This window comes from Luteimonas mephitis DSM 12574 (assembly GCF_000422305.1).
Lineage (GTDB): Bacteria > Pseudomonadota > Gammaproteobacteria > Xanthomonadales > Xanthomonadaceae > Luteimonas > Luteimonas mephitis.
In genome coordinates, this window is record NZ_AULN01000014.1 from 1 (window position 1) to 14,462 (window position 14,462).

General features: G+C 67.4%; 12 protein-coding genes and 1 pseudogene. 3 read left to right on the forward strand and 10 right to left on the reverse strand.

What is annotated here, in order from left to right; translation table 11 throughout:
- The 7 genes and pseudogenes from H570_RS16445 to H570_RS0104895 form a co-directional block, all read right to left on the reverse strand.
- A pseudogene (locus tag H570_RS16445) lies at positions 1-751 on the reverse strand (hypothetical protein); the annotation flags it as partial.
- A gap of 11 nt (positions 752-762) precedes the next feature.
- The gene (locus H570_RS0104870) at positions 763-2,067 is read right to left on the reverse strand and encodes a porin family protein (protein ID WP_156899852.1); all 1,305 of its coding nucleotides are present in this window, start codon (positions 2,065-2,067) and stop codon (positions 763-765) included.
- An 18-nt stretch (positions 2,068-2,085) separates the two neighbouring features.
- Entirely contained in the window at positions 2,086-2,760 is a 675-nt protein-coding gene (locus H570_RS16450; protein ID WP_211219078.1) for a P-loop NTPase family protein, read from the reverse strand.
- Between the two features lie 97 nt (positions 2,761-2,857).
- Positions 2,858-4,441 carry an XrtA system polysaccharide chain length determinant gene (locus H570_RS0104880; RefSeq protein ID WP_084499796.1) on the reverse strand — a complete coding sequence of 528 codons (1,584 nt, stop codon included), beginning with the start codon at positions 4,439-4,441 and terminating at the stop codon, positions 2,858-2,860.
- Positions 4,441-5,064: an XrtA/PEP-CTERM system exopolysaccharide export protein gene (locus H570_RS0104885; RefSeq protein WP_084499798.1), complete on the reverse strand. Its 624-nt coding sequence runs from the start codon at positions 5,062-5,064 to the stop codon at positions 4,441-4,443. The genes H570_RS0104880 and H570_RS0104885 overlap by 1 nt, the downstream gene beginning before the upstream one ends.
- Positions 5,065-5,166: 102 nt before the next feature.
- The gene (locus tag H570_RS0104890) at positions 5,167-6,174 is read right to left on the reverse strand and encodes an NAD-dependent epimerase (protein WP_027079768.1); all 1,008 of its coding nucleotides are present in this window, start codon (positions 6,172-6,174) and stop codon (positions 5,167-5,169) included.
- 275 nt (positions 6,175-6,449) lie between these two features.
- A complete protein-coding gene (locus H570_RS0104895; RefSeq protein ID WP_027079769.1) occupies positions 6,450-7,739 on the reverse strand; it encodes a nucleotide sugar dehydrogenase in 1,290 nt (429 codons plus the stop codon).
- A 200-nt stretch (positions 7,740-7,939) separates the two neighbouring features.
- Here H570_RS0104895 and galE point away from each other — a divergent pair, with 200 nt between their 5' ends.
- Complete coding sequence (galE, locus tag H570_RS16455; RefSeq protein WP_084499800.1) at positions 7,940-9,022, forward strand: UDP-glucose 4-epimerase GalE; 1,083 nt, start codon at positions 7,940-7,942, stop codon at positions 9,020-9,022.
- A 100-nt stretch (positions 9,023-9,122) separates the two neighbouring features.
- Here the strand turns inward: galE and H570_RS0104905 are convergent, their stop codons facing one another.
- Entirely contained in the window at positions 9,123-9,968 is an 846-nt protein-coding gene (locus H570_RS0104905) for an alpha/beta hydrolase family protein (RefSeq protein WP_245559540.1), read from the reverse strand.
- Positions 9,965-10,765, reverse strand: coding sequence for a bifunctional hydroxymethylpyrimidine kinase/phosphomethylpyrimidine kinase (thiD, locus tag H570_RS0104910; protein WP_027079771.1), 801 nt, complete (start codon positions 10,763-10,765; stop codon positions 9,965-9,967). Before thiD ends, H570_RS0104905 begins: the two co-directional genes overlap by 4 nt.
- A 140-nt stretch (positions 10,766-10,905) precedes the next feature.
- On the opposite strand from thiD, the gene H570_RS0104915 reads away from it, so the two are divergent.
- Both H570_RS0104915 and H570_RS0104920 read left to right on the forward strand, forming a co-directional pair.
- Positions 10,906-11,163: a helix-turn-helix domain-containing protein gene (locus H570_RS0104915; RefSeq protein ID WP_027079772.1), complete on the forward strand. Its 258-nt coding sequence runs from the start codon at positions 10,906-10,908 to the stop codon at positions 11,161-11,163.
- Complete coding sequence (locus H570_RS0104920) at positions 11,160-12,812, forward strand: SulP family inorganic anion transporter (protein ID WP_027079773.1); 1,653 nt, start codon at positions 11,160-11,162, stop codon at positions 12,810-12,812. The genes H570_RS0104915 and H570_RS0104920 overlap by 4 nt, the downstream gene beginning before the upstream one ends.
- Before the next feature lie 218 nt (positions 12,813-13,030).
- On the opposite strand, the gene H570_RS0104925 is transcribed toward H570_RS0104920, so the two are convergent.
- Positions 13,031-14,425, reverse strand: a complete 1,395-nt coding sequence (locus H570_RS0104925) for a PhoH family protein (protein WP_027079774.1) — start codon at positions 14,423-14,425, stop codon at positions 13,031-13,033.
- Positions 14,426-14,462: the final 37 nt, after the last annotated feature.

Consider the following 14,462-nt stretch of genomic DNA (forward strand, 5'->3'; position numbering starts at 1 on the left):
TGCGCAGCAGGTTCATCCAGGTGCTGTTGCCGCTGGCCAGGGCCCAGTACATCGTGGCCTCGATGAAGCTGTAGTAGTAGTTGTTGCCGGGATTGCTGGTGGACCAGCCCGACCAAGGGAAACTGCGTCCGCCCCAGGTGGCGGCGCTCGGATTCCAGACGTTCCACACGGCCTGCTGGGCGTAGTTCGACCAGCGGGTCTTCTGTGCGGATGACACGCGCGCGGCGCAGACCTGTAGGGTGGTGGACAGGTCGGCGATCATCTCGCCGACATACAGGTACGAATCGCGGGCCACCTCCGGCTTGCTGCCGGAGGCGATCGCCGCTTCGGCGGCAGCGACCTGTTCCTCGATCATGTTCACTGCCAGCGCGCAATACTTCGCGTTTCCGGTGAGCTGATGCATCAGTGCCGCATCACTGGCGGAGAATGCGTAACCGGGTCGGCCCGAGACGGCGAGGTCGACCCAATTCCGGAACTGCGAGTACGCCGCTGACGTGCGATCCACGAACGACAAGTCCATCGCAAGACCGGCCGGCGCGTCAGGCGGCTCGGTGGCAGGCCTGTCCTGCACTGGCGCGGGTGCCGGTTCGGACTGCAGCGCGATGTCGTCAACGGCCGGTTCGACCCGGGCCTGGGCATCGCCGGTTCCCCATCTGTCGACCGCGGCGAACACAACGGCCAGCACGAGGAGCGCTATCCCCGGCCCCGCGCGTCGCCACGTTGCGTGTCGAAACTGGCGGTCGGCAGGCATCGTCGTCGGCTTCAGCGGTTGCGGTAGATGACGCTGAGATAGATGGTGTTCTGCGCCACATCCCGGGCCGCCAGCGAGGAGGTTCGCTCGTAGCGGATCCATTCCAGCCGACTGCTCCAGTGGCGGGAGAAGTCGCGCTGCGCATAGGCGCTGGTGCGCAGAACCTTGTCCTTGCGCTGGAGCACGGTGTAGTCGTGCACCTCGTAGCTGCCCAGCGCGCCCAGCGTCGTGAGAGGCCGCAGGCGCCAGCTGAGATCGAACCGTCCGCCTTCGCCGTCCTCGTTGTACATGTCCGCGTCGATGTAGCGCCGGGTTTCGATGTACGGGCCAACCTGGAATTGCAGGCGTGTGCCGGTATAGCTGTAATCCAGCGACAGGCGCCGGGTGCGGAACGCCGAAGCGTTGATGACCGTGTCGCCGACCGGGACGAACTCCGGAACGGTCGCGTTGGGCGGGATGCCGGCGAGGGCATCGCTGGCGGTGTCGGAGAACTGGCTGATCGCGGCCAGCGTGAACTCGCTGCGCTGGGTGGGGCGCCATCCGAGGTTCAAGCGTAGCAATGGATCCTCGCGGGTGCTGGTGCGGTAATGGATCCACGAGTAGCCGGCGTCGATGCCGAGGTCGAACTGCGACAGGGTGCGCGCGTAGCGCGCATAGGCATTGGCGCGCCGGTAATCGGGTGAGGCATCGGCGTCGAAATCAACGTCCTGGAATTGCGTGTTGAGCGACAGCCTCGACATGGCGTTCAGCTGCTTGATCCCGCGCAACGACAGCTCATAGCGCCGGGAATTGAATTCGTCGGTGATTTCCGCACGGCTGTCGATGTAGCGCAGGTCGGCCTGTCCGTCGAGCGTCCGCGACCACTTGAACAGCATGGTCGGCCCGACCGAAAGCACGTTCACCTGCTGGCGGTTGCCCGGTGCGTTCGGGATCAGCGCATCCACCGGCTGCACGGTGAGGTTGTCCTCGGCTGTGAAGTGCAGGCGGCTGGGAATCGCGACCCAGTTCAGGCGTCCGGTGAGGGTGCCGTCGAGCGTGTCCGAGAATACGTCGTCGCGGTAGTTGCGGTACTCGGCGCGGCCGTCGAGGCTCAGCTGCAACGCGGATGACTCCTGGCGCACGCCGAACCCGATCCCGGCGCGCAGGAAGCGCTGCTCGATGGGATCGTTCGTGGCAAGCGTGACGTTGTCGTCCTGCTGTATGCCGGCGTCGATGGTGTAATCGATTTGCGCGGCATCAGCAGTGGTCGCGGCAAGCAGTCCCACCGCCAGCATGGAGAACCGATGTCCTGCCCTATCGGTGCGTCTGGTGCTCATGGCACTGCCTTCCCTTCGCTATGGGGTGTTGTTGAACACCACGCCAACCAGCTTTTCCGGCTCGAAGCTTGCCGCCGCCTGGCTGATCTGCTCGGTGGTCACGCGCCCGTATCCCGCGACGAGCACGACGTGGTCGGCCAGGGCCGAGAGGATCCGCGCGTCCGGCGAGCCCTGCACGGGAGGGCTGTCGATGATCAGCTGCGCATCGTCGAAGCGGCTGCGCAGCGAGTCGACCATCGCGCGCATCCGGAACGATGTGAATCGCTCGCCGGTAGCCTCGCGCACCTGGCCGCTCGGAACCAGGCGAAGTCGCGGGATGCCGGTGGCGTAGACGACCCGCGAAATGTCCATCGCCGGGTCGTCGATGTAGTCCATCAGGCCGCCTCCGCTCGCCTCGATATCGAGCGCCGCTTGCTGGGCGGGATGGCGGGAGTCGCAATCGATCAGCAGCGCCGAGCGCGTCTCGTCGAACGCGAAGGCCACGGCGAGGTTACGGGAGACGAAGCTGCCGCCGCAACCGTGCGCGATCGGAGCCACGAGCGTGACGCTGTTGCGGTTGCCGCTGGCGGCGAGGATCTTGGTGCGCAGCTCGCGGAAGGCATCGGCATGCTCGCGCACGGAATCGTTGCGATGGATCAGCCTGCGGTCCTCGAGGACGCGCGTGCTGAGTGCCTGCGACTCCACCGCGCGCATGATCGAGCGGCGTGGCGCATCGGTGCCCGGCTCACGGCTGCCGTGCGTGCCGGAAAGCGCTGTGTGGTCGTTGTCGTTTCTATTCATGTCTTGCATCTCAGCCGTGCATCTGCTTGTAGCCATAGATGGCTGCATAGGCGACCACCACAATTGTCACGATGGCGAAGCTGGTCACGGTGCGCATGAACCTGGTGCGGCGATCATGCCGGGTGTTGTACAGCGGCACCACGGTCAGCAGAGGAAGTTCGGTTTGCCGCTGGAGCGTGCGCGCCGAGCGGATTCGCGGGTCGAACCTCGCCAGCAGGAACAGCAGCCCCAGCGGCACGGCCACGGCGAACATCAGCCCCGCCAAGGCGATGTGCATGAAGCGCAGGCCGGTGGGGCGCAGCGGCATCACAGCGGGGTCCTGCACGCGCAGTGTCAGGCCACGCTTCTCGCGATCGAGCTCCATCGAGACGCGCGCATTCTCGCGCCGCCGCAGCAGATCCTGATACAGGTCGCGATTGACCTCGTAGTCTCGGGTGAGTTCGGCGAGCACGCTCTCCGATGCCGCGACGCGGCGGCTGCGGTCGAGTTCGCCATCGAGCATGGACTGGGAGATCCCGAGGCGCGACTGGGTCGCCGCGACATCGCGCTGCGCTTGGGCCAGCTGGCTGCGCAGTTCCTGGTAGTGGGGATTGAGCTGGGTGTCTTCGAAGGCGTTGCCGCGCTGTTGGCTGCTGGTGCCGGACTGTTGTTCGGCCTCCATCGAACGGCGGATGTCGGCCATCTGGTGGCGGATCCGTACCACGTCCGGGTACTGGTCGGTGTAGGTCAGCAGCAGCCTGTCGAGCTGGGTCTGCAGCTCCATCAATTGCGAGCGATACAAGGTATCACGGGTTTGTACCGCGGTGACCGCGGATTCCCCCGCCAGCTGCGACGCCAGTGACTGTTGCCGAGACTGCTGTTCAAGCAGGGTCATGCGGGTCTGTTCCACCTGGGTGCGCAGCGAGCTGATCCTGGTGTTGACGTCGGTTGCGGTGCCGGGCTGTGCATCGGCGTTCTGGCCGCGGTAGGCCTGCAGGTTGTTCTCGGCGTCGGTCAGCTTCTTGTGGTAGTCCTCGACCTGCTTGTTGATGAACTCGTAGGCATCGCGGCTTTCGCGTTCCTTGGTGGCCAGCGACTCCTGGATGAACAGCGCAGCGAGCTGGTCGGTCACCTCGAAGGTGCGCCGGGCATCCGAATCGCGGTACTCGATTTCGACCAGGTTCACCCGAGGGGCGGTGATGCGGATGCGGCTCTGGATGTCTTCCAGAAGGCGGTCACGCTGCAGCGGCGAGGGGTTGTTCTCGAGCCAGCCGCCGGACTTGAGGATCGATTCCATCACCCGCCGACTGTAGATCACCTGGCGGGCGATGCCGGCGCGGTCGATCACGCCAGTGGCCACCGCGCGGCCTTCGAGCAGCGGCTGGATGATGTCACTTTCCTGCGCCAGGATGGTGGTGGACGCACTGTAGTTCTTCGGCAGCAGCAGGCCGACCAGCAGGGTCAATAGTGCGATGGTGGCGAAGATCGCGACCATCGACACCATCCGCCTGCGCCCCTCGGTCAGGAGGATCGGGATCAGTTCGTTGGGCGGCAGCGTGTTGGCTGCTGCGGCGACCAGGGCGGGTCGTCGCGACGGCAGTGCGATCTGGGCCATCAGAGCACGCGTTCGGGGATGGTGATGACGTCGCCAGGCGAGACGGGGTAGTTGGTCGACAGGTCACCCTTGCCGAGGATCCGGTCAAGCCGCACCGAGTAGGCCGATGCCGTCTCGCTGCTCTTTCGATGCAGTTCTGAGCGGTCGGGTGCGGCGAACTCTGTGACCCCGCCTGCGGCCAGCACGGCGTCGAGCACAGTCATGCCGGGGCGATACGGGATCGAGACCGGTTGGCGCACCGCCCCGGTGACGCGGACGCGCGAGAGGTATTCATGGCTGCGCAGGTCGGTGAGGATCACCGCTACCTGCGGATCACGTACGTACGTGGCGAGTTTCTCCTGGATGTCCTGTGCAACATCGGCCGGAGCCTTGCCGGCGGCTGCGACGTCGCCGACGAGCGGCACCGAGATCTTGCCGTCCGGGCGCACCGGCACGGTAATGCCGAGGTCGGGGTTGCGCCAGACGGTCACCTGCACGATGTCGTCGACGCCGATCATGTAGGATTCGACCGCTTTGATGGCGGCGGCGGGCGGAGGCCCGGAGGCGGCCTTGCCACCGCTGGCGCACGCACCCAGCAGTATTGACAGGCCGGCGGCAAGCATCATTCCGTGTAGGTGGCGCATCTCAGTGGTACTCCTCGAAGCCTGTCGATACGAACGCGAAGTGCGTGCGCGGGCGGCCAGACGGCGACGGGATTGGATGGTGCGCCGGCGGAGCCGGCGCGGTCACGCGCGATAGAAGTCCCGGTACCACTCGACGAACCGCGCCACGCCGGTCTCGATCGGCGTCGACGGCGAGTAGCCCGTATCGCGCTGGAGCGCGTCCACATCGGCATACGTGTCCGGGACGTCGCCCGGCTGCAGCGGCAGCAGCCGCTTCTCGGCCTTTCGGCCGAGGCACTCCTCGAGCACCTCGATGTAGCGCAGCAGCTCCACCGGCCGGTTGTTGCCGATGTTGTAGACGCGGTAGGGCGCGCTGGACGTCGCCGGCGAAGGCGCCAGCGGGTCGTACGCCGGGTCGGGCCCCGGGACCTGGTCGAGGGTGCGGATCACGCCTTCGACGATGTCGTCGACGTAGGTGAAGTCACGCGTGTGGTGGCCGTGGTTGAACACGTCAATCGGCTCGCCGGCGAGGATCTTGCGGGTGAACAGGAACAGCGCCATGTCCGGTCGGCCCCACGGGCCGTACACGGTGAAGAAGCGCAGGCCGGTGGTCGGCAGGTTGAACAGGTGGCTGTAGGTGTGCGCCATCAGTTCGTTGGCCTTCTTGGTGGCGGCATACATGCTCACCGGGTGGTCGACGCTGTCCTCGACCGCGAACGGCAGCTTGCGGTTGTTGCCGTAGACCGAGCTCGACGACGCATAGACCAGGTGGTCGACGCCGTTGTGGCGGCAGGCTTCCAGGATATTCATGAAGCCGACGATGTTGCTCTCGACGTAGGCGTGCGGGTTCTCCAGCGAATAACGCACCCCGGCCTGGGCGGCGAGGTTGACGACGCGCTGCGGCTTGAAGTCGACGAAGGCGGCGTCGAGCGCGGCGCGGTCCTCCAGCGACGCGCGCAGGAACGAGAAGCCGGGCAGCGGCATCAGCCGCGCCAGCCGCGCTTCCTTCAGCCGCGGGTCGTAGTAATCGTTGAGGTTGTCGTAGCCGAGCACCTCGTCGCCACGCGCCAGCAGGCGTTCGCTGAGTTTCGAACCGATGAAGCCGGCGGCGCCGGTGACGAGGATGCGCATGGTGGTGTCTTGGATTCGTGGAGCGGTGACAGAGGGTAAACGGTAGCAGGCGACCGGCAGGAGGCAACGGGCAGCGTCCTTGCAGGAATGGGTTCAGCCTCGAACTGTGGACCGGGATGCCGTCAATTGGACCGGATGCCCGGCAGTCGCTCCTCGCGGGATCCCGTTCAACGGAGCATGTGAACGTGCACCTGCGGCGCCGGGCGCTCTCGAGGAAGGCTCGCGGGCGAAGCCGCCTGTACGGGAAGCTGGTGCAGGGCTGCCCCTGTTTTCGGTTACAGGCAGCCGTCCACGCTCTCGCGCGGAAGCGCACGCTTGACGTCGAACAGCACCGCGCCGGGCCTGGCGAATGCGCGCACGCCTTCGGCCCCCAGCGCGACGAAACGGTCGTGCGCCACTGCCAGCACCACGGCGTCGTAGCGGCCGGGTTCCGGCTTGTCGACCAGTGCCAGCCCGTACTCGGCTTCGGCGTGCGCGGACGCGACCCACGGATCGTGCACGTCGACATCGGCGTTGTAGCTCTTCAGCTCGCGGATGATGTCCACCACCCGGGTGTTGCGCAGGTCCGGGCAGTTCTCCTTGAACGCCAGCCCCAGCACCAGCACTTTCGCGTTGGTGGTCTGGAAGCCGCGCTGCTGCATCAGCTTCACCACGCGCTGCGCGACATGGCTGCCCATGGAGTCGTTGATCCGGCGCCCTGCCAGGATCACGTCCGGGTGGTAGCCGATCTGCTGGGCCTTGTGGGTCAGGTAGTACGGATCCACGCCGATGCAGTGGCCGCCGACCAGACCCGGGCGGAACGGCAGGAAGTTCCACTTCGTCCCGGCGGCTTCCAGCACTTCGTGGGTGTCGATGCCCAAGCGGTGGAAGATCAGCGACAGCTCGTTGATCAGCGCGATGTTGACGTCGCGCTGGGTGTTCTCGATGACCTTGGCGGCCTCGGCGACGCGGATGCTGGAAGTCTTGTGGGTGCCGGCGGTGATGATGCTGGCGTACAGCGCGTCGACGAAATCGGCCACTTCCGGGGTCGATCCGGAGGTGACCTTGAGGATGGTTTCCAGCCGGTGTTCGCGGTCGCCGGGGTTGATCCGCTCGGGGCTGTAGCCGGCAAAGAAGTCCTGGTTGAACTTCAGCCCAGACTCGGCTTCGATGATCGGCACGCACACTTCCTCGGTGGCGCCGGGGTACACCGTCGACTCGTAGATCGCCACGCCGCCGCGGCCGATCGCGCGGCCCACCGTGCGGCTGGCCGACTCCAGCGGACGCAGGTCGGGCCGCTTGTAGTCGTCGATCGGCGTCGGAACGGTGACGATGAATACGTTGCAGCCGGCCAGCGCCTGCGGGTCGCTGCTGAACTTGAGCTTGTCCGCCGCGCGAAGTTCGTCGGCGGACATCTCCAGGGTGTGGTCGTGGTGCTGGCGCAACTCGGCGATGCGGCCGCCATCGATGTCGAAGCCGAGGGTCCGGTAACGGCGGCCGAAGCTGGCTGCCAGGGGCAGCCCCACGTAGCCCAGCCCGATCACGGCGATGCGGATGTCGTCTTGTGCAGGAAGCGCCGCGGTCATGTTGGCGAAGTCATCGAAGGGCCCGGTGGGTCGACCGGGGCAGTCTATCGGACCGGCCCGGGGCGACAAGAAGTGGATGGTGACCTGATAAACGCATTGATCGCCGATGCGAGGCCATCGGCCGCCGTTCGCGCGACGTGCTTGCCGGAATCACGCGCTTCCCGCGTTTGTCGAAGCAATGCACTTGCAGGGTGGGGAAGATGCGGATCCTGGTATGCGGTGGGGCCGGCTACATCGGCAGCCATGCCTGCACGGTGCTGGCCGGGCGCGGCCACGACCTGCTGGTGGCCGACAACTTCGCCAACAGTTCGCCCCGGGTGCTCGAGCGGCTGCGGCGGATCATCGGTGCCCCGGTCTTCTTCCAGCAGGCCGACCTGCGGGTCCGCGCGGACCTCGATGCGCTGTTCGACGGCCCGCGCTTCGACGCGGTCGTGCATTTCGCCGCGCTCAAGGCCGTGGGCGACTCCTGCCGGCGGCCGCTGGATTATTTCGACAACAACATCGCCGGCACCATCCACCTGCTGCAGGCGATGCAGGCGGCGGGCGTGAAGCGACTGGTGTTCAGCTCGTCGGCGACCGTGTACGGCGACCCCGACAGCGTGCCGGTGCGCGAAGATGCCGCGCTGCGCACCACCAACCCGTACGGCCGCACCAAGCTGGTCATGGAACAGCTGATCGGCGACCTGTGCGAATCCGACCCGTCGTTCCACGCCGCCAACCTGCGCTACTTCAATCCGGTGGGTGCGCATCCGTCGGGGCTGATCGGCGAGGACCCGGGCGGCGTCCCCGACAACCTGATGCCTTATGTCAGCCAGGTGGCGGTGGGTCGCCGCGAGCGCCTGCAGGTGTTCGGCGGCGACTGGCCCACCGTCGACGGCACCGGCGTGCGCGATTACCTGCATGTCATGGACCTGGCACGCGCGCATGCCGACGCCATCGATTACCTCGCGAGGGAAGATCGCAGCCTCACGGTGAACCTCGGCACCGGCCGAGGCGTCAGCGTGCTCGAACTGGTGCGTGCGTTCGCGAAAGCCTCGGGGCGCGAGATCCCCTACGAGATCGTGGGGCGCCGCGCCGGCGACGTGGCGCAGGTGTATGCCGATCCTTCGCTGGCGCAGCGACTGCTGGGCTGGCGCGCCGAGCTCGACGTCGAGGCGATGTGCCGCGATGCCTGGCGCTGGCAGTCGATGAATCCGGACGGCTATGGCAGTGCCGCGGTCGACGAGGCTGCGGCAGGCGAAGTCGCATCGCAGCACGAGTGGGACGCGCTTGCTGCCGGTTGAACCGCTTGCCATGACTAGGCCGTGAAGCTCGGCCTCGGCCCGTAGGAGCGCCCCATGGGCGCGATGGACTTGCCCGGAAGATCGCGCCCATGGGGCGCTCCTACGGGCTGGCGAGGAACGCGGCCACGGCGGCGGGTTCACGCATCCAGGCGAAATGGTCGGCCCGCGTCCCCAGCGCGCTGGCGTCGAATGTCCTTGCCTGCAGCGGCGACCGCGGCAGTTTCGACAGCAGGAAGCGCAGCGACGATTCGGGTGCCAGCCAGTCGTCGCACATGATCGCGGCGCGTGCCGGGACTTCGATCGCGGCCATGCGGGCTTCGAGATCATTGTCCAGACCGCTGGCGGCGTAGCGCCCGCCCAGCGCGGTGCGTGCCCAGTCGCGGATCAGCCCGCGCGCCTCGTTGCCGCCGAAGCCGATGCGGCGGCCGGGCAGGGCACCACAGGCTTTCGCCAGCCACGGCAGGAAACGATAGGCCAGCGGCAGCCACCAGCGCGTGGGCGACGGGAACGCGCGCCAGTACGGCGCGCCGCTGGCGACCAGCCACAGCGTCCGTGCGGCCCGCGGGTCGAGCGCAAGCCGGCAGCAGGCCAGCTGCCCGCCAAGGCTGTGGCCGCCGAAGATGCGCGGCAGGCCGGGCAATCGCTGTTCGATGGCCTGCTCGCTAGCCGGCAGGTCGGCGACGAGGAGTTCGCGATACCCCCAGTCGTGGCGGCGATCGGCGCGCAATGAACTCGATCCGTTGCCGCGCCATTCGTGCACGAACACCGCCACGCTGCGCGCGGCGAGGGCCTCGGCCAGCGGCAGGTAGTGCTTCGCTGCCACGCCGAGCGCGGGCAGCCACAGCAGCGCGCGTTCCGGGCGTGCCGGGATGCAAGCGAGCAGGGAGTAGCGGTGGCCGTCGGCGGCTGCGAGCGGAAGTTCGACCGCTTCGATCGTGCCGGTCACGTGCGCCGCGCGCCGAAATGGTCCAGCACCCGCACCGCGCTGCGTCCCGGCGCGTGGCCGTGTGCCAGCGCGACGTGGACGTAGCCGATCGCCGCTCCGCAGGCCGCTTCTGCGGTCATCCCCAGGCACAGGTTGGCGGCGATCGCCGATGCCAGCGTGCAGCCGGTGCCGTGCCCGTCGACGTCCATGCGGGGCTGCTGCCAGCGGGCGGTGGTCGTGGCGTCGGCGTAGCGGTCGGTCACGGTGTCGCCTTCGTCGAGATGGCCGCCCTTGAGCAGCACCGCGGACGCGCCCAGTGCACGCAGCGCAACGACCGCTTCGTCCGCAGCGGCGCCGTCGGCGATGGGCCGCCCGAGCAGCAGTTCCGCCTCCGGGGTATTCGGGGTCAGCACCGTGGCCATCGGCAGCAGCCGGGTGCGCAGCGCGTCGAGCGCATCGGCTTCCAGCAGCCGCGCGCCGGACGTGGCGACCATCACCGGGTCGAGCACCACGTGCGGCGGCCGCCAGGCCTGCAGCGCGTCGGCCACCGCGTGGATCACCTCGACCGAGGCCAGCATCCCCAGCTTCACCGCGCCGATGTCGAAGTCCTCGAGGCAGGCATCGATCTGCGCGCGCAGGAACGCCACCGGCGGCACGTGCACCGCGGTCACCCCACGGGTGTGCTGCGCGGTCAGCGCGGTGATCGCCGACAGGCCGTGCACGCCGTGCGCGGCGAATGTTTTGAGGTCAGCCTGGATGCCCGCGCCACCGCCGGAATCGGAGCCGGCGATGGTCAGGGCGCTGGTGGATCTGGGCATGGCGGGCGTTGTATCCGGGGCGTGGATGGCAGGCGGAATGTCTGCGCGCGACTTTACATGCGTCGCATTTGCTGCAGTATCATACGGTCTTTGTGATGTTCTAAACATCAACAAGCATGCATGAAGACTAAGGTGAACCGATGATCACGGCGGCGCAGATGCGGGCGGCGCGGGCCTTGCTCGGCGTGGACCAGCGCACCCTGGCGCGGCTGGCAGGAGTTTCGCTGCCGACGATCCAGCGGATGGAGACGAGTACCGGCAACGTGCGCGGGAACGTCGATTCGCTGACCAAGGTGGTCGCCGCACTCGACGGCGCGGGCCTGGAACTGATCGGCGAGAACACCGCGAGTCCATCCGGCGGACGCGGTGTGCGGCTCAAGTCGGGGGACGGCGCATGATCGCGGTCGTCGAAGCCTGGCGCGCGGGGCTGTTCCGCCGCGCCCACTGGATGCCCAACATCGTCGCCGGCGTGATCGTCGGCGTGGTCGCGTTGCCGCTGGCGATGGCGTTCGCGATCGCGTCTGGGGTCAAGCCGGAGCAGGGGTTGTATACGGCGATCATTGCCGGCGTTGCCGTCTCGCTGTTCGGCGGTTCGCGGGTGCAGGTCGCCGGGCCCACCGGCGCGTTCATCGTGATCCTGGCCGGCGTGGTGGCGCAATTCGGCGTCAGCGGGCTGTTGCTGGCCACGTTGATGGCAGGCGTGATGCTGGTGGTGATGGGGCTGGCACGGCTCGGCGCGGTGATCCGCTTCATCCCCGATCCGGTGATCGTCGGCTTCACCGCCGGCATCGCGGTGATCATCTGGATCGGCCAGTGGCAGTACTTCTTTGGCCTGCCGGCACCGGGCGAGGGGCCGTTCTACCTCAAGACCTGGCAGCTGCTGCAGTCGTTCGGGCAACTGCATCCGGCGACCGCATTGCTGGCGCTGGGCAGCCTGGCGCTGGCGGTGGCAGGGCCGCGCATCCCTGGCTTGTCGCGCGTGCCCGGGCCGCTGCTGGCGATGATCGCGGCCACGGCCGTGGTGACGGTGTTCGACCTGCGCGGCGTGGCCACTATCGAATCCACCTTCGGTGAAATCCCGCGCGCCTTGCCGAAGCTGGAGCTGCCGGACATGGGCTTCGACCGGATGCTGCTCCTGCTGCCCTCTGCATTCACCATCGCCATGCTCGGCGCGATCGAGTCGCTGCTCTCGGCGGTGGTGGCCGACGGCATGGCCGGCACCAAGCACGATTCCAACCAGGAGCTGATCGGCCAGGGCGTGGCCAACATCATCTCGCCGCTGTTCGGCGGCATCGCCGCGACCGGCGCCATCGCCCGCACCGCCACCAACATCCGCAATGGCGGCACGATGCCGCTGGCCGGCGTGGTGCATGCGATCACGCTGCTGCTGATCCTGCTGGTCCTCGCCCCGTACGCGGGCAAGGTGCCGCTGTGCGCGCTGGCGGCGATCCTGTTCGTCGTGGCGTGGAACATGAGCGAAGCGCGGCGCTTCCTGCGGCTGGTGCGCAAGGCGCCGCGCGCGGACGTCGCGATCCTGCTGATCACATTCGCGCTGACCATCCTCACCGACCTGGTGGTGGCGGTGAACATCGGCGTGATCCTGGCGATGTTCCAGTTCATGCGCCGGATGAGCGCTTCGGTTGAGGTGGTCGAGCACGGGCAGGCGAGCCTGGCGCAGGAACTCGCCGAAGCCGGGCTCGAAGCGCTGCCGGAGGACGTGGCGGTGTACGCGATCGAGGGGCCGTTCTTCTTCGGCTCGGTCGACTCGCTGGAGCGCGCACTGTCGTGGACGCGCGAGCCGCCGCGTTACGTGGTACTGCGGCTGGAACGGGTGCCGTTCATGGACGCCACCGGCCTGAAGCGGCTGGAGTCCACCCTCGACAACCTGCGCAGGCGCGGCATCGCGGTGTTGCCCAGCGGCGCCAACCTGGGCGTGCTGCGCAAGCTGATGCGCGTCGGGATCGTGCGCCGCGACGACCCGGCCAGCTATTTCAAGGACCTGTCAGCGGCGCTGCAGTACATCGAGTCGCAGCGCGCAGGATCGTAAGCCGGCGACGGCATCGATCCCCGACAGCCTGCGGGGATGACGGCCTTCCACTTTGTGGGAGCGGTCTCAGCCGCGAGCTTTCAGGCAGGGCCGCCAATGTTCATGGATTCCCGGCAAGAACACTCGGGGATGCCGCCTTGTATTCTGGATTTTCCGGGCGCTGATCTCATTCCCGCCTGCGCGGGAATGAGGGGGGCCGGTGCAGGCGCGCGCCTGCCCTACAGCACTTCCGAGGCGTAATCCGCCAGCCGCGAGCGCTCGCCGCGGCGCAGGGTGACATGCGCGCTGTGCGCCCAGCTCTTGAAGCGGTCGACGGCGTAGGTCAGGCCCGACGTGGTCTCGGTGAGGTAGGGCGTGTCGATCTGCTCGACGTTGCCCAGGCACACGATCTTGGTGCCCGGGCCGGCGCGGGTGATCAGGGTCTTCATCTGCTTGGGCGTCAGGTTCTGCGCCTCGTCGAGGATCAGCCAGCGGCTCAGGAACGTGCGCCCGCGCATGAAGTTCAGCGAACGGATCTTGATCCGCGAAGCGAGCAGGTCGTTGGTCGCCGCGCGGCCCCAGCTGCCGCCTTCCTGGTTGTGCGTGAGCACCTCGAGGTTGTCGGTCAGCGCGCCCATCCACGGCGTCATCTTTTCCTCCTCGGTGCCGGGCAGGAAACCGATGTCCTCGCCGACGCTGACCGTGGCGCGGGTCATGATGATTTCCCGATAGCGCTGCTGGTCCATCGTCTGCGCCAGCCCGGCCGCCAGCGCCAGCAGGGTCTTGCCGGTGCCGGCGGTGCCGAGCAGGGTGACGAAGTCGATCTCCGGGTCCATCAGCGCGTTGAGCGCGAAGTTCTGCTCGCGGTTGCGCGCGCTGATGCCCCAGACGGAGTGCGAGTTGCTGCGGTAATCGTCGACCACCTGCAGGGTCGCGCGCTTGCCGTCGACCTTCGAGACCCGCAGTTCGGTCTGCTCGTCGCCGGGGAGGTAGAGGAACTGGTTCGGATACCACTCCTCGTCTTCGCCGATCTCCATTTCGTAGAAGGTGCGGCCCTTGTCGGTCCAGGACTTGAGGTCCTTGCCGTGGCGCTGCCAGAAGTCCTCGGGCAGCGGGTTGGCGCCAGTGTACAGCAGGCTGAAATCGTCCAGCGCGCGGTCGTTCTCGTAGTCCTCGCTGACGATGCCGGCGATCGCTGCCTTGATCCGCAGGTTGATGTCCTTGGAGACGAACACCACCGGCGTGCCGGGTTCGGCCTGTCGCAAGGCAAGGATCGAATCGATGATGTCGTTGTCGGCCTTGTCGCCACCGCGCTTGCGCGATTCGAGCGCGCCGAGCTGGAAGCGAAGCCGGCCGATGCTTTCGGCGCCGCGCAGCTGCAGCCCGTTCGGGCGCTTGAGGGGCAGGCCGGAGGCAATCTTGTCCGCACCCTCGGCCTCGATCAGCTCGTTGATGAAGCGGCTGACCTGGCGCGCGTTGCGGCTGGCCTCGGACGTGCCCTTCTTGCCGTTGTCGAGTTCCTCGATCACCTGCATCGGCAGGAACACGTCGTGTTCCTCGAACTTGAACAGCGCGGTTGGGTCGTGCATCAGCACGTTGGTATCGAGCACGTAGATGCGCTTGCCTTTGGTCATCGGGTGGTCCTGGCGGGTGGCGTGTTGACGAGCGGAC

What these genes read in the sequence shown, in the direction of transcription:
- H570_RS0104870 (WP_156899852.1), bottom strand. Translation starts at nt 2,067, where the DNA reads ATGAGCACCAGACGCACCGATAGGGCAGGACATCGGTTCTCCATGCTG.
- H570_RS16450 (WP_211219078.1), bottom strand. Translation starts at nt 2,760, where the DNA reads ATGCGCGCGGTGGAGTCGCAGGCACTCAGCACGCGCGTCCTCGAGGAC.
- H570_RS0104880 (WP_084499796.1), bottom strand. Translation starts at nt 4,441, where the DNA reads ATGGCCCAGATCGCACTGCCGTCGCGACGACCCGCCCTGGTCGCCGCA.
- H570_RS0104885 (WP_084499798.1), bottom strand. Translation starts at nt 5,064, where the DNA reads ATGCGCCACCTACACGGAATGATGCTTGCCGCCGGCCTGTCAATACTG.
- H570_RS0104890 (WP_027079768.1), bottom strand. Translation starts at nt 6,174, where the DNA reads ATGCGCATCCTCGTCACCGGCGCCGCCGGCTTCATCGGTTCGAAACTC.
- H570_RS0104895 (WP_027079769.1), bottom strand. Translation starts at nt 7,739, where the DNA reads ATGACCGCGGCGCTTCCTGCACAAGACGACATCCGCATCGCCGTGATC.
- galE (WP_084499800.1), top strand. Translation starts at nt 7,940, where the DNA reads ATGCGGATCCTGGTATGCGGTGGGGCCGGCTACATCGGCAGCCATGCC.
- thiD (WP_027079771.1), bottom strand. Translation starts at nt 10,765, where the DNA reads ATGCCCAGATCCACCAGCGCCCTGACCATCGCCGGCTCCGATTCCGGC.
- H570_RS0104915 (WP_027079772.1), top strand. Translation starts at nt 10,906, where the DNA reads ATGATCACGGCGGCGCAGATGCGGGCGGCGCGGGCCTTGCTCGGCGTG.
- H570_RS0104920 (WP_027079773.1), top strand. Translation starts at nt 11,160, where the DNA reads ATGATCGCGGTCGTCGAAGCCTGGCGCGCGGGGCTGTTCCGCCGCGCC.
- H570_RS0104925 (WP_027079774.1), bottom strand. Translation starts at nt 14,425, where the DNA reads ATGACCAAAGGCAAGCGCATCTACGTGCTCGATACCAACGTGCTGATG.